This is a genomic window from Vibrio sp. A37, assembly GCF_059777565.1.
In genome coordinates, this window is sequence record NZ_JBLNLI010000035.1 from 1 (window position 1) to 18,666 (window position 18,666).

General features: G+C 41.5%; 16 protein-coding genes and 4 pseudogenes. 6 read left to right on the plus strand and 14 right to left on the minus strand.

The features are described from left to right. Window positions 1–635 precede the first annotated feature (635 nt). The 6 genes and pseudogenes from ACM2FC_RS22705 to tnpA form a co-directional block, all read right to left on the minus strand. A pseudogene (locus tag ACM2FC_RS22705) lies at window positions 636–875 on the minus strand (IS1 family transposase); the annotation flags it as partial. A 193-nt stretch (window positions 876–1,068) separates the two neighbouring features. Next, window positions 1,069–1,221: pseudogene (locus ACM2FC_RS22710) on the minus strand (IS6 family transposase); the annotation flags it as partial. A 62-nt stretch (window positions 1,222–1,283) separates the two neighbouring features. Beyond that, window positions 1,284–1,550 carry an acetoacetate decarboxylase family protein gene (locus tag ACM2FC_RS22715; protein WP_498483340.1) on the minus strand — a complete coding sequence of 89 codons (267 nt, stop codon included), beginning with the start codon at window positions 1,548–1,550 and terminating at the stop codon, window positions 1,284–1,286. Continuing rightward, a pseudogene (locus tag ACM2FC_RS22720) lies at window positions 1,533–2,102 on the minus strand (transposase domain-containing protein); the annotation flags it as partial. The gene ACM2FC_RS22715 and the pseudogene ACM2FC_RS22720, both read right to left, overlap by 18 nt. Before the next feature lie 59 nt (window positions 2,103–2,161). Further along, entirely contained in the window at window positions 2,162–2,515 is a 354-nt protein-coding gene (tnpB, locus tag ACM2FC_RS22725; RefSeq protein ID WP_498483326.1) for an IS66 family insertion sequence element accessory protein TnpB, read from the minus strand. Then, complete coding sequence (gene tnpA / locus ACM2FC_RS22730) at window positions 2,512–2,817, minus strand: IS66 family insertion sequence element accessory protein TnpA (protein WP_498483327.1); 306 nt, start codon at window positions 2,815–2,817, stop codon at window positions 2,512–2,514. Before tnpA ends, tnpB begins: the two co-directional genes overlap by 4 nt. 4 nt (window positions 2,818–2,821) lie before the next feature. Here tnpA and ACM2FC_RS22735 point away from each other — a divergent pair, with 4 nt between their 5' ends. Next, window positions 2,822–3,031 (plus strand): hypothetical protein, encoded by a 210-nt coding sequence (locus ACM2FC_RS22735; RefSeq protein ID WP_498483328.1) that lies wholly within the window; start codon window positions 2,822–2,824, stop codon window positions 3,029–3,031. A gap of 85 nt (window positions 3,032–3,116) precedes the next feature. On the opposite strand, the gene ACM2FC_RS22740 is transcribed toward ACM2FC_RS22735, so the two are convergent. The 5 genes from ACM2FC_RS22740 to ACM2FC_RS22760 all read right to left on the minus strand — a co-directional run bounded on the left by ACM2FC_RS22740 (window position 3,117) and on the right by ACM2FC_RS22760 (window position 8,390). After that, window positions 3,117–4,403, minus strand: coding sequence for a CoA transferase (locus ACM2FC_RS22740; protein WP_498483329.1), 1,287 nt, complete (start codon window positions 4,401–4,403; stop codon window positions 3,117–3,119). Between the two features lie 26 nt (window positions 4,404–4,429). After that, window positions 4,430–4,576 carry a hypothetical protein gene (locus tag ACM2FC_RS22745; protein WP_498483330.1) on the minus strand — a complete coding sequence of 49 codons (147 nt, stop codon included), beginning with the start codon at window positions 4,574–4,576 and terminating at the stop codon, window positions 4,430–4,432. Window positions 4,577–4,966: 390 nt separating this feature from the next. After that, window positions 4,967–5,926: a hypothetical protein gene (locus ACM2FC_RS22750; protein ID WP_498483331.1), complete on the minus strand. Its 960-nt coding sequence runs from the start codon at window positions 5,924–5,926 to the stop codon at window positions 4,967–4,969. Between the two features lie 197 nt (window positions 5,927–6,123). Continuing rightward, complete coding sequence (locus ACM2FC_RS22755) at window positions 6,124–7,137, minus strand: ParB family protein (RefSeq protein ID WP_498483332.1); 1,014 nt, start codon at window positions 7,135–7,137, stop codon at window positions 6,124–6,126. Between the two features lie 2 nt (window positions 7,138–7,139). Next, complete coding sequence (locus ACM2FC_RS22760) at window positions 7,140–8,390, minus strand: ParA family protein (protein ID WP_498483333.1); 1,251 nt, start codon at window positions 8,388–8,390, stop codon at window positions 7,140–7,142. Window positions 8,391–9,597: 1,207 nt separating this feature from the next. Here ACM2FC_RS22760 and ACM2FC_RS22765 point away from each other — a divergent pair. Further along, window positions 9,598–10,752 carry a replication initiation protein gene (locus ACM2FC_RS22765; protein ID WP_498483334.1) on the plus strand — a complete coding sequence of 385 codons (1,155 nt, stop codon included), beginning with the start codon at window positions 9,598–9,600 and terminating at the stop codon, window positions 10,750–10,752. A gap of 268 nt (window positions 10,753–11,020) precedes the next feature. Here ACM2FC_RS22765 and ACM2FC_RS22770 read toward each other — a convergent pair whose 3' ends face one another. Together ACM2FC_RS22770 and ACM2FC_RS22775 are read right to left on the minus strand one after the other, a co-directional pair. Then, window positions 11,021–11,449, minus strand: coding sequence for a transposase (locus tag ACM2FC_RS22770; protein WP_498483341.1), 429 nt, complete (start codon window positions 11,447–11,449; stop codon window positions 11,021–11,023). After that, window positions 11,343–12,224 (minus strand): IS91 family transposase, encoded by an 882-nt coding sequence (locus tag ACM2FC_RS22775; RefSeq protein WP_498483335.1) that lies wholly within the window; start codon window positions 12,222–12,224, stop codon window positions 11,343–11,345. The genes ACM2FC_RS22770 and ACM2FC_RS22775 overlap by 107 nt, the downstream gene beginning before the upstream one ends. Before the next feature lie 244 nt (window positions 12,225–12,468). Here ACM2FC_RS22775 and ACM2FC_RS22780 point away from each other — a divergent pair, with 244 nt between their 5' ends. Both ACM2FC_RS22780 and ACM2FC_RS22785 read left to right on the plus strand, forming a co-directional pair. Continuing rightward, complete coding sequence (locus ACM2FC_RS22780; protein WP_498483336.1) at window positions 12,469–13,233, plus strand: ParA family protein; 765 nt, start codon at window positions 12,469–12,471, stop codon at window positions 13,231–13,233. Window positions 13,234–13,249: 16 nt separating this feature from the next. Beyond that, entirely contained in the window at window positions 13,250–13,546 is a 297-nt protein-coding gene (locus ACM2FC_RS22785; protein ID WP_498483337.1) for a hypothetical protein, read from the plus strand. A 586-nt stretch (window positions 13,547–14,132) separates the two neighbouring features. On the opposite strand, the gene ACM2FC_RS22790 is transcribed toward ACM2FC_RS22785, so the two are convergent. Then, window positions 14,133–17,231 (minus strand): HD domain-containing phosphohydrolase, encoded by a 3,099-nt coding sequence (locus ACM2FC_RS22790; protein ID WP_498483338.1) that lies wholly within the window; start codon window positions 17,229–17,231, stop codon window positions 14,133–14,135. Window positions 17,232–17,375: 144 nt separating this feature from the next. Between ACM2FC_RS22790 and ACM2FC_RS22795 the strand changes: the two are divergent. Both ACM2FC_RS22795 and ACM2FC_RS22800 read left to right on the plus strand, forming a co-directional pair. Further along, window positions 17,376–17,604: pseudogene (locus tag ACM2FC_RS22795) on the plus strand (helix-turn-helix domain-containing protein); the annotation flags it as partial. A 516-nt stretch (window positions 17,605–18,120) separates the two neighbouring features. Next, window positions 18,121–18,624: a hypothetical protein gene (locus tag ACM2FC_RS22800; protein WP_498483339.1), complete on the plus strand. Its 504-nt coding sequence runs from the start codon at window positions 18,121–18,123 to the stop codon at window positions 18,622–18,624. Window positions 18,625–18,666: the final 42 nt, after the last annotated feature.

Sequence of the window (18,666 nt, forward strand, 5' to 3'; positions counted from 1 at the left end):
TGTTGATCGACCCATACGTTATATTGAGCCGGATGCAAGGGAAACTCATCAATGGCGGGGATATCATCGGTGGCTGGCATAATCAAGATCCTCTAAATACCGTAAATGCTAAACGCTACATGCTGTTCGTGTGATACCCGACGACACGGGGCGCGACGTCGTTTTGGTGGAGAGGGAGGGCCCACACCTTGGTGGAGGTTTATATGGAGCGTCGGCTAAATACAAGGAATGCGCATCCCGGGGCACAATGGTGACCGTGCATTGCGGCTTGTTTACTTCCGGTGGGCGTTGTGTATACCCCCTGCGGCAAAGATTCGGAGCTTGATCTATCAACCACTCACCGAAAAGATGAGGCGAATGATATCGAGCCCTCTCATCAATAATGCTGTCTGTCTTGGTGCATTGAGAGCCGAGACTGTCAAGCTGTCTTTGACATTCCGTTGTGTGGGACATGGTTTCATCCTTGAAGAAAAAACCCTAATTATATGATTTTAAAGAAAAACAACTTCTAAATATGTTATAGAGATCTACATTGTAATTGTAACGGTCAAGTAAACTTGGAGACTTCATTAGGCACTTTTTGTTAATTTCATATCTACTTTACTACTAATCGGTAGTGATCCCCCCCCGTTGAACTACTTATAAAATTCTCGTTCAATAAATGTTCCGATCACTTTGTCATGCACCGACTCGGATTTTGAAAAGCCTGTTATTTTTCGAACCAATCGTTTCAAGCGAGTCTTTAGCATTAGGTTTGTATGCTCAACTTTCTGGAAGTACCTTTTACCAACGATATGCTTTTCCAATGGTAAATGGGATGAGTACACTCGAAAGTCATCTGTACAGAAAAAATTAATGAGAAAAGGAGAGAGCAAATGGCGAACTAACAACAGGAGCCTTGCGACTAGAGGTAAATAAACGGCAACCAACTTATGGAGTATTATTTCATTCTCGAGTCATTTTATAACCAAAAACGACGACAGTATAAATTAGGAAATATCTCACCAATAGAGTGTAAATAAAACCAAGGAAAAGTGCCTAAAGGAGTCTCCAACTTTACTTGACCGTTACACAATGATAAAGGGTGGTGTGATTGACGATGGCGCCTCTTTCTAACAGCATTTCAGCCAATTCTTGATAGCTGATACCGTATTTGCAGTACCAACTAACGGCCCAAAGAATGATATCGCCGGTAAAGTTACAACCTTTGAAATCTGACATAGGGGCTCCAACTGCTGATATTTCTATTCAGTGTGGTTCATGCAACGGAGCCCGTTAAATCGCTAAAAGTGCTCTGACGGACCATCTTTTAGATAATCAATCATGACTTCACCATAAGGTAGTGTGAGGTCCGCAATAAAATGACACGCAGAATGCACATGTCTGACAGGAAGCTGATTGACCGGGGCCATTGCATGAGCATGCAATTCTAAAGCGGCTGGTCCTGTATAAGCCCATTTCACATTAATATCTGTCATGAAATAACGAACAAGCTGACAGATAGCCGGTGTTCCATCTACATCAGGAATCGAGATGATATTGGCAAGCAAGCTTTCTGTCGCGAAGCTTTTAGGGATGATGCTCTGCGGTGCAGGCTTTTGAACGATATGGCTGTTGTCTTGAGCTTTTTCGCACTGACGACAGGCATACTTTGGGCGTACGTATTCCAACACTTTGAGAACCGCTGGCGTGAACTCAAGTTTCTCGATACAGTCTTCCCCTATTTTATGCAGTGCATGCTGGCAGCAAGCGCATTGCTTTTCAGCGCCATCAAGGTCGAGTACGATGCGTTCGCGGGGTAAATCTTTAGGAAGGGGTTTGCGTTTACCGCGCTTTCTCTTGGTCGTGACGGAGGTGATAACCTCTTCGCCTTTTGCCACTTCGCATTCCGCTTCGTTGAAGAGATCACCTTGCACATCATCATAAGGGGTTAACGTCTCTGAACGTTTAGCGAACTGGCGGTCAAGAGCAAGCTTAAACTGTTCAATCAACGATTGGCGCTCTTGTTGCCACTTTTTTCTTTCTGACATCAACGTTTTTACCATCGCTTGAAGTTCGGCAATGTATTGACTGTTTGGGTTAATATCAGGCGTCATTTTCATGAGCTTTATTATACTCAAATCCCTTCTCTAACGCTTGGTATATCAGGCTTTATTCTCGCTTAACTCATTGTAAAGTTGTTTATTTTAACGGGTTTATGGCCGATTATCGTGAACCCAGAGAGCAGTCTGTCGAGCTCATATTGAGTGAGGGTAAAGACGGATTTCGTCTCTTGTGACGGCCATTTAAACTTGGCTTTCTCAAGACGTTTGTACCAGAGTGCAAAGCCCGTTTCATCCCAGTACAAGACTTTGACTTTATCGCGGTGTTTGTTGGTAAATAGGAACAGCGCACCGGACCCGAGGGGTAAATCGGTGTTAGATTCGATAATAGCGGCAAGGCCATTGATGGATTTGCGAAAATCAACGGCTTGCCGATACAAGTAAATATCTGGAGCACTGAGCATCCTTTTCATGACAAGGCTCCAATCAACTCTGCAATATAGGCAGCGGGTGTTCCTTGGGGGATGCTAAGCTCAATATCGTTAAACGACAGCGTCATGTTCGGAATGGGAAGTTGAGCAGCTTGGAAGTGAGTCGTTTTCTCGATGACTTGTGCTTTCACAAAGTGACTGCTTTGCTGCAAGCGTTGTTGCTTAGAATAGAAAGTGGATAAGCTGAGCCCATGTTTCTTACAAAAGGCTCGTTGCGTCAGGCGGCTCATTTGGTACTGCTCAAATAACCCTTGCCATTCTTGGTCAGTGCGTCTTTTCGGCATCATCATGTCTCCTGGATTGCAAAGACATGATCTTAAGGCGAAAAAGAGAGACTTAGAATGTGGGGTTTATGATGCGCTTACGGTTGAAAAGGCAGTCGTCTCACCACATGCACAAGACTTTCAGTTGGTTACGCAAGCAAGGGACTTTCTCATTGAATCACCTTCCACCCTTCGCTCTAACCCATGCCACGTAAGGGCTAGAGCGTCACTTTGAACTTTCCGCTAAAATGTGCACACAACCCTTCCCTATTGTGAGGAAGTGCTTAACAGTTATCTATTTCGCTTATCATGGTTTTCGGCTAATCGAACGACGCCTTACTCGCTCCATAAGGTATAACCGGCGACAGCTCATAACTTGGCATACTGGTATAGCGAACTGCTGAAGCTAAGCGCACAATCTCACCAAAAGATGAATGCTCACGAACTAGGTTTGGCATATAGGTGTAGTCACTAGGATCAAAGCTTAAACGTTGTGGATAAATGTCTTTTTCAGGACAACCTTCAAAACCTGTCACTAAACCTAAATCTTGTGCCCACATGCACGATTTAGCTAGAGAGACTTTCACATGGTAACTCCCACCTTCAGTAGCCCGTCGGTATAAAGCAATCAGCATACCTGCAGTGGCAAAGTAAGCCGTTAATAAATCATTAATGTAGTAAACGGGTGACGGCTTAGGGTGCTCTAAAGAGCCCTCGGTTACCGCAAAACCAGTTACCATTTGAGCCACTTGGTCAAATCCTGGGCGTTGCGCCCACGGCCCTGTATGACCATAACAATTGGCTGACATAAATACCGCGCCATTAGGATTAACCCCTAATAAGTGTTCTGGCGAGAGCTGAAAGCCTTTCATCACAGACGGGCGATAAGAATCTGCCACGACATCTGCTTGTTTAGCCAAGTTCAACAGCACATCACGGTCTTTTGAGTCACGAAAATCCAAAAAGGTAGAACGCTTACCATGGTTAACCCCTAGGTTCACAGTCTTTGGATCAAGATGGTGTGGTGGAGCAATATGCAAAACGTTAGCACCAAACTCCGCTAAGCCCATTGTTGAGCGAGGGCCAGCCAGTACATGTGTCATATCCAAAAGATTTACGCCAGATAAAGGCATACTAGAAAAGGAGGATAAACCAGCGGGTTTTCCACTTGCTAATTTTTCAATTTCGATCACTGGCGTTTGAGCAATAGCCTGACCCTGGGGATGCTTTCTCCACTCATCACGGCTACGGATCACTGCACAAGGCAATCCAAGTTCCGCCATCTTTTCTTCTAATTCGTTAGACTCAAACTGAATGATTTTTTCTTGCGCGGCTTCTTTCGTGTTACCACAATTAAAAAAATTCAAATACCCATCTTGAAGTTTTACATAAGGAGGGCCACATTGAAGCCAAACATGCTTACCATCTCTGCATTTAAAAAGATTATTTAGCTGAACTTTGTCGGCTCCTAAATCCATATTGTAACCATTCTGCCAAACAAAATGGACTGGGTGTAAGAAGTGAATGGCGTCGCGAATATCAATTGTTAGGTCATTTGCGCGACCTGAGCGATGTTTCCAAATCACACTGGCGGCAGAAGAGGCCACTAGTAATGCCGTTGAGACGGCTTCACCTAAACGGTGAGGCGATTTAAGCAGTGGGTCAGACCGATTAACGTTGCTTCGCCATCAAAAGCAGCATCCAACTGGAGCTGCTTCATCAGCTCAGAAAACGCAGGCAAATCACCCGCCCGGTAAGAAAATGATTGATTAAAGTTCATGCGAGCCCCATACGTCTTTTAATAAAAACCACTTAATGGTAATTGATTTATAAGTGCAACACAAAGTATATAATTTTTATTCGTATCTGCTCATAACCTACTGAGTAATGAGCGGATACAAAGAAAGTATGTGATGAGTTTTAGTGGCGCTTTATAAATTGCCAAGCATCGAGACCTGGCTGATGCCTTTCATTATCTTGACAGATGGATAAACTAATATCACTCGGTAGATAAAGCAACCAGATCGCGACTAAATCCAGTCATAGAGACTTTGAAATTGCTAAACATCAAGCGGTTTTATTCTTGAGCCACTACAATTAGAGCACGCTGTTCAATACCTATTAAGAGCCCTCATCTATCGGTTAAAACACACCGAAATCTGGCACGGTTTTACGCGACCAATTGGTAAACTCCTTTTCCGGTCGGCCTAATTATATTTCTGGCTGCTAACTCCATTAAATAGACTTTGACCTCTTTTTGCCTAATCGTATTTCGGAAGTAGTTATACATTGACCGATGTGTAGGTAAACATTTACGCTGCACCAGTGCCCGCTCCATTTCTTCTACAACTTTAGGGTTAACCAGAACAGAGTAGTCTTCCTTAGTCTTTGTCTTTGTTTTCGGTTTCACTCCCTTCTCCCCTATCAAAGGTCCAGAAGCCGCCAAAATAGCCTCGTCAGGCATAAATTGACTGAGATTTGGCGTTTCTTCTATCGAAAAACTTACTCGAACTATACTGTTGAGATGATGCAAGCAAAGCGTCATTGCGATAGACAGTATTTCTAGGGCAATAGATATGGTCAACACTGTTGGTGTTGAGTATGAGGCTAATAAACTGTCACCCTTTATATTCACTGAACTGTCTATCGCTTTGTCTAGTTCTGCTCTTTTTTCTGATAACCGATGAGACGTGATACTAGCTTGAGTCACATGATCGACCTGTAACTGGCGGGACTTTAACGTTTCTAGATCTGAAAGTTCATTTCGTAACAACGCGATTCTTTCATTTACCGCATGAGAAGCTCGACTCTGTGACAGGACAGAATCGATTCCGTTTTGAAGCGAAAAAATCGAGGCCATTGTGCTCAGAAAAATTAACGAAAGACTTATTGCACTTAACAGGATTGCCGTCGCCTTGTTCTTATCCAACAGGCTTAATATTAGCATCGGAGAGTAATTTTTTACTAAATCAAACAACAAACCAAGTACTGCAAAAGTTATCGCTAATCCGGTACCTTTACCCAGAGAATACATAAAGCTGACTGTAAGATACATGCTTATGCCTGCTGCTGTGTAAAGAACGAAGTGGCAAAAGATTTTATGTGCTTGATGTCTATCAACACTATTCATACGGGAGGACTCTAAAAACAGAATTAAACAAATTAGTTTTTCTGCGAGAACATTTCACAAAGATCGTTGGACATTGTTTGGGGCGAACAACCCCGGTTGTTTTCGCTCAGTTAAGTGGTATTAAGTTTTAACTTTCAATACCTTAAAGACAAAATTTCTTGCGCGAACTTTAACGCTCAAAAAGCTATTTTTAAAAGTTATGAGCAATAATTCTTTATTAGTGATTCCACTTCTTCAATCAGCGCTTTATCCATACGAGAGAATTCGAACTTAACACTCTTACCGTTAGCACTGACGCGCTTTCTAGCATGTTTATCTTTTGAAGAAAACTGCACAATGTCAACGAGAGTTTCAGATTTGGCTGAGCCCGCACCTTTTAGTGCCAACTCTTGGCGCTCTATGACGCTCAATACCATCTCTTGGCGCTCGTTTTTTTCTAATTGACTTGAAGAAGAGATATCTTTGTCCAATAAAATAGCGTCTTTAAACGATGAAACGCTTGTTCCGAACTTTTTAAGGTTTTTCTCTACTCTGGAAAGTTTGGCATAAAAACTGTTTGGAATACCTTCATAGTCTGGAAAAATTTGAAGCAGCTCTTCGTCGATATTCAACGCCTGCATCGCTTTTCTGACGGTTTCCCGTCCGATTTTCAACAACGCAGCTAACTCATTTACAGTTAGCGTCTCAGGGTCAACGCCATGCTCTAAGGCTTCATCCATCATAGCTTTGCCTCGCTCTCTAAGAGAGTGAGGCTTTAAAGAGTGTGCATCCTTAATCAGTGATCGAATATCATTATTTGTTGCGCTATCTGATGGTAGCACCCAGATCGGGTACGATTGCTTGGTTTCTATAGCGCAATAACGTCTCAAGCTTCCCTCTATGACTAAGATTGTCGTATTGTCACTCGACCAAATTCCCAGACAATCAGTATCTATGCCTTTTTCTCTAATAGACTCTATGATTGCGCTTGCAGCATCATAATTTAAGGCTTCCTGATTACGAGGGTTCAAAAAATGAGAGCGGGTTTTGGTTTCGATTTCATCGTGAAAAAGAACATGCCGCTGTGCTTTATATACCCCGCTCTCCAGCTTATATTCTTTCACCTCTCGTTTAGTGTGAGCCTGAAGCTTGTTACCTTGCTGCAACTGCCCTTTGCTCGCTTTACCTAAGAACGCTTCTTTTTCGGTGCTTCTGCTGTATTTACTATTCATTTTTAATTCTCTTCCTTAACAGATACGGATTTGATCTCTCTAATGATTTGCTTGTATACCGAGTTGATGGAAGAGATTGCATCATCGTACTTTTTAGAAGAGCAAAGCTTTTCCGACTTCATAACATCAAGAGGAGTACGATTCAGCTCTGCTGCTGCAACCATAAGTTCAGAATGAACAATGTGGGAGGACAGAAGCTTGTCTTGTACGGTTCTTGATAACTTATCCATCGTATCTCGCTCCGCCTTAACTTTTTCATCATGGTTGACGACCAATACTCGACTCCAAACTAAATTATCCCCTTTTGACGGCAGCCCTTCGAATCGCGATGCAGTCGTCAATAAGTAGTTGGTTGTAGAGGAGTAATCGTATTCCCTTGGTGATATAGGAATCAAAAGACAGTCGAGTGCTTCATTCGCCGCCCATATCAAAGGCGACTCTTGTGGTGGTGTGTCAATAAAAATCAAATCATAAGACTCTTGCAAAAGAGGAATAATATCTTTCGACAGCCTTTCAATTAACTTATCTTTCGTTTCTTCATCAGACTGCCAAAACACATCGTGGAATCTTTCGTCGGTTGCAAAAGCGGGCAATACATCAAGATTTGGCAAGTGCGTGTTAAATGGTGAGTTTTTAATTATCTCAGATTCGGTGTACCCCGATTCAATAAGGTCGTGGTAATCGCCTTCTTGCTCTGTTTTACCAAGAACCAAATCAATGGCTGTTAGATACACTGACTCGTCATCTAAAGTGCGAGTTATCATTCCTTGACCTAATGTCCCTTGAGGATCTAAGTCAATCAACAACACTCGAGCATTAGTGTCCAAATCTAACGCTGCAGCTGTTGATAGTATTGCAGTGGTTGTCGATTTTCCCGTTCCACCTTTTTGGTTTTCAACGGCGATAACTCTAGGTATATAGTTCTCTTTATAAGTGGGGAAGTCCCAATAATCTAACAACGAAAGAATATCGTGCCTTGTGAAAAGGTGTTGTTTGTTTTGGTAAATAGGCTCTGTAATTACATTATTGTCTAACGCAGCCTGAACACGTTTTTGAAATGTAACCGGAGCGAACCGAGTATGTTCTCTAAGCGTTTTCTTATTTAAGCAATGATTGTAAATCAGGCGGTCAATCCCATCGACTTGATCATCTGATACATTCACGGATGTTTGTTTCTCGATGATTTCCTTTCTACTTAACTGCTCTTTTTGCATATTCAATGCAATCTGCTTAAGCCTCTCTACCTCGTTCACAATATTCTCTCCACTGATATCTTGTGGTAATCATAATAGCAAAATGAAACGAAAACAACTTTATGAATCGATAATCGTTTCATTTATCGTAAAATGAGAACTCTATTGCACCCTCATAAGCTTTAGATGTTCGATCTCCTTTACTATTTACGCTGTAACCAGAGTGTTTGTTTTTCAAAAAAAGAAAGCTTTTTATTTTTTCTGTGTATAAGTGAATAACTTAAGAGCGAAGCGATTCAGTTATTCACTTATACACAGAGCTAACTATAAATGACTATATTCTTATCTATAAATTATCTATTAAATCACTATGATCCCTATAAAACCTATACACTTACAAATTTGTAATATAACCCACTGATATTAAAAGATAATAATATTTATCTATGAACTTGTAATTGGCGTATTTTGACTTCTTTCTGGCGTTTTAACACTTTATATTGGTGCATATAGACTTTTTGTTGGCTTGATAGGACCTTTTACTGGTGTGATTATGATTTCTCTCTGGCTTTTATGAACTTACTATTGGTGTGCTGACTTTTTTTTAGCGTGAATGACTTTCCTTAGGCGTCCTTGATTTTATTTTAGCGTATTGGTTTTTATTTGGAGAAATTTGACTTCATATTGGCGTAATGACCATGATTTGGCGTGAATAACTTTTTGCTGGCGTCACTGATTTTATATTTTGGCAGAAAACTATTGGTTGGTGTTAGAGATTTATTACTGGTGTTGTGACTAAGATTTGGTGTGGGTGATTTTTTGTTGGTGTACTGATTTAAATTTGGCGTTACAGTTTTTTACTGGCGTATTGACTAATTTTTGGCGTGGATAAACATTTTACTGGCGCTATGACTAACATTTGGCGTTCGAAACTTTATTTTGGCGATCTGACTTTTGATTGGTGTTAGAGATTTTTTACTGGTGCCGTGACTAAGATTTGGCGTGAATGATTTTTTTTTGGTGTATTGACTCAGCGTTGGCGTTAGAGACTTTATACTGGCGCCTCACAATTTGGTGAATTTCCAAAGCTGAAAAGAGTGAACTTCGTCAAGAATTCATAAATATAGTATACAAAACGACCTTTTTCACTTTTCATACCTATTATAGTGACTAGTCTTTGGCGTATAGTAACCAAGTTTTGGCGTTTTCCTTGTCTTTATCTTAGAATTTGGACAATGCCATGGAGTGTTAACCAGGATAAAGCCAAATGTCAGTCAAAGAAAAAACGAACAATGTCACTCTTACCTCTACCGACCATTCCCATATCATTAGAGAAAACGCTTCAGGTACTGAAACCCATGTAAAATCACATGATATGGTATTTGCAAGTTTGGCCCTTACTCCCAAAATGTGTGATGTCCTCTCTCTCCTATTCACAAAGATGAGAGCCGAGGATTGGTTTGTTGGATACAATGTCGAGAAAGGTAAGCCTGCGCAACCCCGCTATGAATTTACTGCAAAAGAAATGGGTGAGTTTTTTTGTATAGATGATACTCGGCATCTCTCCTCAATCTTAAAAGTTCCAGCGAGGCGATTGAATGAAACGGTTGTGGGGTTCGAAAAATTAAATGGTGATTTCGATTTTGCCCCACTGTTTTCGCGCATTAAGTATGAGAAAAAAATCCTAACGATTGTTCCCAACGCTGAGCTCCGAGATTCCTACATTGCTAAAGCTAAGAGCAATGGTTATGCCCTCATTAATAATATGCAGTACTTGGCGCTGTCAGATACTCATTCTAAGAAAACCTTAGACTTACTCTCTCGATTCAAGTCAGGCAGTAGCTTGTACCCTATTTCAATTAAGAAACTGCAGTATTTGTATGGTGTATATGGTGTTGATGGCAAGCTGTTAAAGCCAACATACAAATCCCCTGCTACTTTTATGCGCCGTGTTATCGCTCCTTCCTTGGTTGCAATTGCAGAAAGTGAGGCATCCAAGGGTAGGATTACAATTTTGATGAGTGATAGCGGTACTCTTGGCTATGAAATTATTGATGGCCAGAACGGAGAGAAAAACGTCCGCTTTCTTTACAAGTGGTTTGATTGCTTCACTGAGGAAGAAATTGAACAAGCGAACAAGGATGTGGAAGCGTTGTTACTGAAAAACTTACAGCTTCAGAAAGAAGGGAAATCTATGGAGCTAGAAGACTTGTATGAGTTAAAAACGGCGTGCGATATTGTTGCGACAGATTCTTCTGAATCTGAGGAACTTGTAGCACCTATCCTTGAGAAAGTGATTGAATCGATTAAATCCAAGGAAACTGAGTTGGAAGAGAACTCCCTCAAAGCTAAACAGAAAAAAGAAGACTCATCCAAAAATCGGATACAAACGTTGCTGAAAAAGGGAATGGTTAACTTCTAAAGTTCGCACTAACGAAATTACATTTAAATTATTGAATTAATTAAAATAAATTAAATTTTATTCAAAAAACAATGGGGGTTGTTCTCCCCCCATTCCATTGTGCCAAGTCTCGATGTTTAGCGATTTCAAAGACTTTCTGACATCATTTACTGATGAACCGGAACGCTCTGTATCACTCATAATCGTTGTCAATTATCTTTAGAATGGGTAACAGAGCACGGAATTATCATCCGTAGTGTGGATTATCCAAATGTCGGATAGATCTTCCCTAAACCATGGCTTCAGCGCGTCTGCTCAAGGCCTCATTCACTATGGCTTTTCTCCCCACACCTAAGTCATATCGAGTGGGACGCATTCGCTGACCACACAACGGGTCGACCTTTAAAAAGCTCTTTATCATCTGACCATATCGAAGCAGCAGTGTTGGCTCTTGGTGTTTTCCCATCCCTAGAGACTCACGCACTTTGGGCAACTTATCACCGACAACCCGATTGGCCAGAAAACCAAAATAGCGGATCATGCGAAACCCTTTCTCTGGGATGTGTTGGATGAGTCGCTTAATCAGCTCAAGTTGGGTGACGAGCTCCGTTTCATGCTTCCCCGTATGATGGTCGAGGTAACGAAAAGAGAGCGTGGCTTCCCCACGATAATGGGCCAGCTTTGCCCCAGAAATTGTGGGGGCGTTTGAGGTATCGATCGAGGTAGTTAATGGTGGATTTCGGGTGCTGAGTCTTTCTGGCGATATGGACATGCCAGAAGCGCTGTCTTTGCGTGCTGACGAAGCGTCGAAACTCATCAAAGTCACGACAGTGGCGCTCTGAGTTTTCGATGTTAAGGGAGGTGTATTCTGATAACAGAAAATCGCACAGCTCATGTCGCCAGCGCTTTTCCACTTTTTCATGGCAATAGCTGAGATCTTTCCAATCCCCAAAGATATTCATCCCACTTAAAGTGACAGAGACATGCTCGTGTGGATGCCAAGTGAGACGCCTGCCAAAGGTATGCAGGGCGCAGAAAATGCCGATCTCCAGCCTCTGTTGTTTCGCGGCATAAAGCATATTATCGACGGCCAATTGGCAGAGCTTATCAAGGAGTGCTCTTCTATGGAGAAAGAGAGGCCAGAAGACATCAGGCATACTGAAAGTCATGTGCATCCAAGGACAATGACGCAGGCGCTCGACCTGTTGAACTACCCAGCTTTCCGTGGTTTTTTTGCCACATCGAGAGCAGGCGCGGCTAGAGCAAGTAAACCAGATATGTTTAAAGTGGATACAGTCGTCATTTTCACAATGAAGCTCTTTAGAGCCCAATGCGGGTTTACCGCAGGCGAGCATTTTAGTGACTTCGCAGATTTCGATATCTCGAAGGCTGGGGTCGGTTTCTACCAGGTGTTGCCAGATTTTGTTGTATTCAAAGAGGAAGTGAATCGGTCTGGGCTGATAAGGTTGGTTACTAGAACTGCGAGCAGCCATGGGCAGTGAAGGTTAATAGAGCGTCATCTTAGTGAATGGGAAGCTGGATTATACGCATAAACCTGTCACGTGCCCAATTGCAGCTTCGCTGCTATGTTCACGCTGCCACTCTATATTAAATTTTTGTGTATAACATATGTAATACACAATCTGAAATGCGTTAAATTTCCAACGATTAAATATGTACAATGTGTACGTCTCTGCTATTGTGTATTACATAAGTAATACACAATGGGAAGTACCAGTGATAATAGGACTCGCGAACCAAAAAGGCGGCGTTGGTAAAACGACAACCGCTGTAAATCTTGGCTCTGAATTAGCACGAAAGCACAAAGTGCTAATCATTGATTTAGATCCTCAAGGGAATTGTTCTAAGACGCTCACAGGTCAACAGCAATTTAATTTTGATGACACTATCGCGGCGCTATTTGATAAGCCCAAAATGGTATCTATTGCTGACTTGATTCAAAAAGCAAAGGTAGGGGATAAAGAAATTGATAATCTTTACCTTGTCCCTGCTGATTTCCAACTATCAAGAATCATAGAGACATCACTAACAAAGATAAATCGCGAGCGTATTTTAGAAAAGCAGCTCACTAAATTAGGTGATAATTATGACTATGTATTTCTCGACACTCCCCCTAACTTGTCATTAACAACACTAAACGCGATACAAGCGTCCGATTTAATACTCATTCCTGTTGATTCAGGAGCATTCTCTTTAAATGGCATTACACCACTGATAGATGCAATTGAAGAGATAAAAGATGATGAAGTTAATTACCTCATAGTAAGAAATGAAGTTGACTCGCGAAACACAGTGATTAATGAATTTATTGATGAAGAATTAGAAGCAGCAAAAGATAAAGTTATACCAGTGACCATTCGACGCTCTGAGCATGTCGGCCAAGCTAATGCTGTCGCCTCACCAGTACGCTTTTATAAGTCAGGTTCTCTGATTAACAATGATTACAAAAGCCTTGCTCGTCATATAGTTGATAATATGTAATACATAGGTAATACACATGAGTAAACTTAAGCGAAAAGGCGCTTCAACTTCAATCACAGCTAGCCGACCTAAAGAAGAAAAGCAGAGCGCTATAACAACGGTAAGAAAAAAGGTTTCAACTTCTTATCAAGTATCGCCTTTAACATTAAGAATGTCTGTGACTGATAAGGCTGCTATCAATGAGTGGGTTGAAGAGCTACAAGAACAAACAGAAAGAAAGGTTTCAGCAGCTAAGCTTTTTAGAGCGCTAACTTTACTGAAAGATGATATACAAGACAGTGAACTATTAATGCTAATAAACAAAATGAATTAATGTGTAATACATATGTATTACATGTTATCCTCTTTCCGCTCAACCGAGCTGGCGCTTATGTATCGGAATTCCTTAAGCGCCAACCTTTCCCGATCCCATTCAAAAGAAAATATTCAATTTGAGAAAAGACAATCCAAACATAGTGCGCCGAATAGTTAAGGGCGTCGAAAGAGTCGAATATCTCTGCGACTGCAAGCAGGATTATTATCATTATGTAGCGGACGAACCTCGTATTGAACAACACAACCAAATGCCACACCGCTGCACATATTGTCAAAAGCTAGTGTACTTTACCGCGCCTTATCCGCATTTGCGCTACAAGGAAAAGACTTTGTTTCGTTTGATGTAATGACTGATACAGCGATTAAACACTCTAAGTGACAGAATCCCGAATCTGTCACTTAAGTTCTATAGGCACAAAAAAAGCCGCTTGCGGCGGCTATTTGGTTCAGTTCTTAAAGCATCGTTCTATATCAAAGAGGATTTCGAAATCACAATCGCTTTGTTTTTGTGTGCTTTGTCATCCCCTCATAAACTAATCTCTTGAGTGCTTCCTTCACTTGAAATGCCCTTATTATCTCACATTTCAACAATCACATTGGTCTGGATTCAGATATTCTTGTGCATATTTGAGGTGCAATTTCTTTTTCAGAAACAGCTCAAACAAGGCTTTATCTATATGTTCTCTATCCGCCATGTCATGCATGATATTTAACGCTTTACTGAGAGGGAATGCTTTCTTGTATGGCCTATCCGACGCAGTCAATGCTTCAAATATATCTGCTATCGCAAGTATTCGCTCAGGTATGGATAAGTCGGTTGCCGAAAGCTGGCGTGGATATCCTGTGCCGGCCAAGGTTTCATGGTGGGTCGTCGCTAACCGTGGTACATTTTTAAGTTCTTCCGGAAACGGCAAACTTTCGAGCATTTTGATACCGCTTATCATATGCTCATTGATTCTATATCTATCTTCAGCCGTCAAAGTGCCTCGAGCGATCGATAGGTTATAAACTTCTCCTAGATTGCTCAAATACTCGGGCGCTGGCATTTTGATGCCAAAATCATAACAAGGAGGATGGTGCCTAGGAATTAAATGCTCTGGTACATCTCTTAATAGTGTTTGCATTGTGTCTGAAGAGGACTTTCTCAGTTGTTCAATGGGCGATAATCCCAGGCTATCATCAAAATGGGATACCCAGCACTGCTGGCCAATGCCTTGCAGTTTCTCTATATCGATGTCATTGACTGGCTTGTCGCCGATATTCAGAGCAGCAATAAAAGCAAATTCTTCTTGTAGACGTTGGTGCTGGGTGTCTAACCAAACTTTAACCTGCTTATGATCTTCTCCTTGTTCAATATACTTGAAGTATTCTAACTCTGCATCTCGCCAAAGTACTTCGAACCGAGTTCTAATTTCATGAATTCGATTGTAGTTTGCTTCGAGCTTCGTTCCTTTATCGACTATGTACTCTGGTACTGTCAACTTACCACAGTCGTGTAGCCACGCCGCTAAGGTAAACTCACGTTTAGCCTTTTCACCTTCAAATCGAAAGTCTTTAAATGGACCCGCTTGGGCTTCTTCTGCTGCCTCTGCCAACATTAAGCCAATAATAGGAACTCGGTTACAATGACCGGCGGTATACGGCGATTTGTCATCAATGGCTTTCGCTATCAACTGAACGATGGAATCAAATAGGGCTTCTTGCTGCTTTTCGTTCTGTTTGAGCTTCTCAGACGTTCGGACAATCGCTTTCGACAGATCTGAAATTTCGTTTATACGGCTAAACACAGTTTGAACACTATCGTAATCTCGATTCTTTATCTTGTCCGTTTCAGCCCTCAAAATACAGATCGATTTGGCTATCGGTGCCCCTGCAAGCCAAGCTACCCAGAGCATGGGAATAATAAAAAGTGTAGAGATGAGCGTGGCACTCGTAAGCTGTTGAATCACGGTCTCTTGAAGCGCCTTGGCGGGTAGAGTAATCGCTAGGTACTCTTTCAGCGATCCGACATGAACGGGTTGCACATAAACATAGGACTCCGTACCTTTTATGGTTGTCGAGACTAACTTTCCTTGTTTTTCAGGGTGATTGATAAGCTCATAAAAAATCGCATAAGGCACTACGTTTTGGAAAGAAGATGTACTGTCTTTCAGCCATTTTTCTTGCAATAAGCCTACATGATGTTGGTTGATAAATTGAATAGCTTTGTTGATGATGGGTATGAGTGCTGCATGTTTTGGGTTGACAACAATGTGGAATTGACTGGTGAAACTGTGGTTAAACGGATCGACATCTTCTAATACTGTCACGCCCGTAGAGAAGTAATGCTGCACCGCATGCTGCAGGATTTCTCGGCTATCGATAAATGCGGACACATCCCCCGATTTTAGCCGTTGTAGGCCATCAAAAATATCTGACACCTCAACCAACTGCATTTTAGGGTAACGTTTTTTTAGTTTGGGAATGATAGACCAACCCGCGAGAATAGCGACCTTCTTTCCTTCAAAGGCCGTTAAGCTGCGAACATTGGCCTTGTTATCTAAAACAAGGACCCCAAATGGGAGCGTGAATACGGGTTGGCTAAACTCTCCTTGCACATATCCATCATCGTGTTTTTGTAGAGAATGTAGCGCATCTATTGAGTCAACTGAAAACTTCTGGACTAATTCACTCCAATCATAACCATTGACAAACTCCCACTGGATACCCGTGAGTTGACTTATCATGTGCAATACATCTATCGCATACCCTTTCGGCTCCCCCAGTACAGTAAAATCCATAGGCGCCCAGCTTCTTTGATTAGAAATCTTTAATACTTGAGCTTCTTTGATGGCTTGTTTTTCTGCTTTGGAAAGTGGCAGTGGGGACAGTTGTGGGAGTGGGATACGCTCTTGATTAACACGCGTATCCGCTAGCACTTCTCCTGAATGACGAAATAAAAATGCTTCACTGCTTGAGGTATCCACTCTATCTCGAAGTGTCTGCGCGAGTGTCGGCAACAGTATGTCAACGCCGACCACCGCAGACTTGTCTTTAGTTAGTGCAGAGTAGGTTTGACCTGAAACCGCAAGATGTTGAAATAAATAGGGCTCGGTTTTAGCCACCCCCCCTGACTGAGCCTCCCTAAACCATGGGCGTTGGGACGGATAAAATCGACTGCTTTGCGTATGACGGTCACGTACACTTAGTGCCTCATCTAGAAATTGTGTGGTCTTTGTTCGTACCCCCGTTTTCTTATCTTCGCTAATACGGATTTCAATCCACCTATCAGTAGGCATGGCTTTGACCTGGCCGCGAAGGGCTGTCGATGAGTCTAAATTAATGAGCTGATAAAACTCATCTCGATTTGTACCAATGTAAGCACTATAAATCATTGGATTGGCTTCTAGCGTCGCGACCAGAATAGGTAACCACTGATCTGTATTGATGGGTTGTGTGCTCAAAATATTTGATAATGTATTAGCTGTATTGCTCATTCGATTATCAATCGACTGAATATCATGAGAGATGCCGAAAGCCAGCTCAGAAAACTTATCCAACTGAGTGGACTTTAGTGTAGAGGAAACAAAGTAATAATGAACAGCCAAAGCCACAATAGCAGTCAGGAGCGTCACCAACAAGCAAAGGGAGCCAATGGTTATTCTAATAGAAAATTTTTTGGTCTTATCATGAATCGAAGTCATAAAGAAATGCATCCTGCATGGTTCTCGTCTCGTTACCCTTAACTGGTATTAGTTCAAACTAGATCTGACACTTCAATTTGAAATGAAGAGAGTTACCCACTTTGATTAAAGGTGCTTAATCCGTAATCAAAGATAAAAGAAGTAATTCTCACGCTTCATACTAGCAATCCAATTATTAAACACAAAGCTGGTCGTCTCAATTTTGCAGAAGCACTCGGTAATGTATCTAAAGCCTGTAAGATTATGGGTGTATCAAGAGACACGTTCTATCGATATCAAGAGTTGGTTGAAACTGGTGGTATCGATGCTTTGATTAATCAGAGCCGTAGAGCACCTAATTTAAAGAACCGAGTCGATAGTGAAACTGAAGAGCATAGCAGCGAAGCTGCAATTGGGCACGAACAAGTAATAGGCAATAAAATCAATAGAGTGATAATTGCGAGTCAGCCCGCATAGAGAATATTCCTAAAATGCAAATATTTGCATTTTGCATATAAAGTAGACACATAACGCCTTTTTTATCAAAATAACATTCTGTATTATAAGAATTTTTATTTTTCTTTGTATTGGCACACCGATTGCTATTATCAAGGTGATCCTTATTAAGCCGAGGATCACCTAACCAACTGACGTTGATTTATAGTATATCTATAGCGCTTCATCACGACCTGTGATGAAGCTTTTTTTATTCCAACAACATATACCATATCAAAATATGGTCGAATCATATTTTTGACTTCAGATTTGTTATTAGATGTAGTGAAGTAATCAAACAAATGGGTTGGCCGAGTGTTAATATAGCGCTTAGATACTTTTATTTTGATGAACAGACGTGGCGACGTTCTTCTGAAAATGTCTTTGTGGCATTTGAGTAGTTGAGTAATTGAGTATGCCAACAGACTTCGATTTGAAACTCACCACGCCTCGCACGAACTTGGAAGAAACCAAGCTATTCCTAGCGAACAAGCCGATTGAGTTTGTTATTCGTAATTTTGTTGTGCCGTTGGGTTATTCACTTCTTGCGAGTACTATTACGCACTCAAGTGAAGGGGAAACCCAAGTTATTTGTTTAATCTCGGACGCTGAATCTGATAACCCAGAAACCGTCTATAAAGTAAAAAAGATTGTTCGCAATGAGCCCAATGCGCATTTAAAAGTATCAAACTGCACTCAGCTTTTAGTTTGGCGTCAACTTGATGGCCAACACGATGCTGTATTGAGTGGCTTTGCTCGCGATGTGTTTCAATTTTTGCTGAGCTCTCACACGATCATGATAAGCGATGAACAACAAATGGAAGCGGACCGTCGATTTTGGCTTGCTCGCATGAGTCACGCTTTAAACTCTGATAATCACGTGTACTTTATTGATTTGAACAATTCTGTAACGGTATGATTTAACTAGAGACTTCGTTAGAGGTAAAATTAGACGAACTCA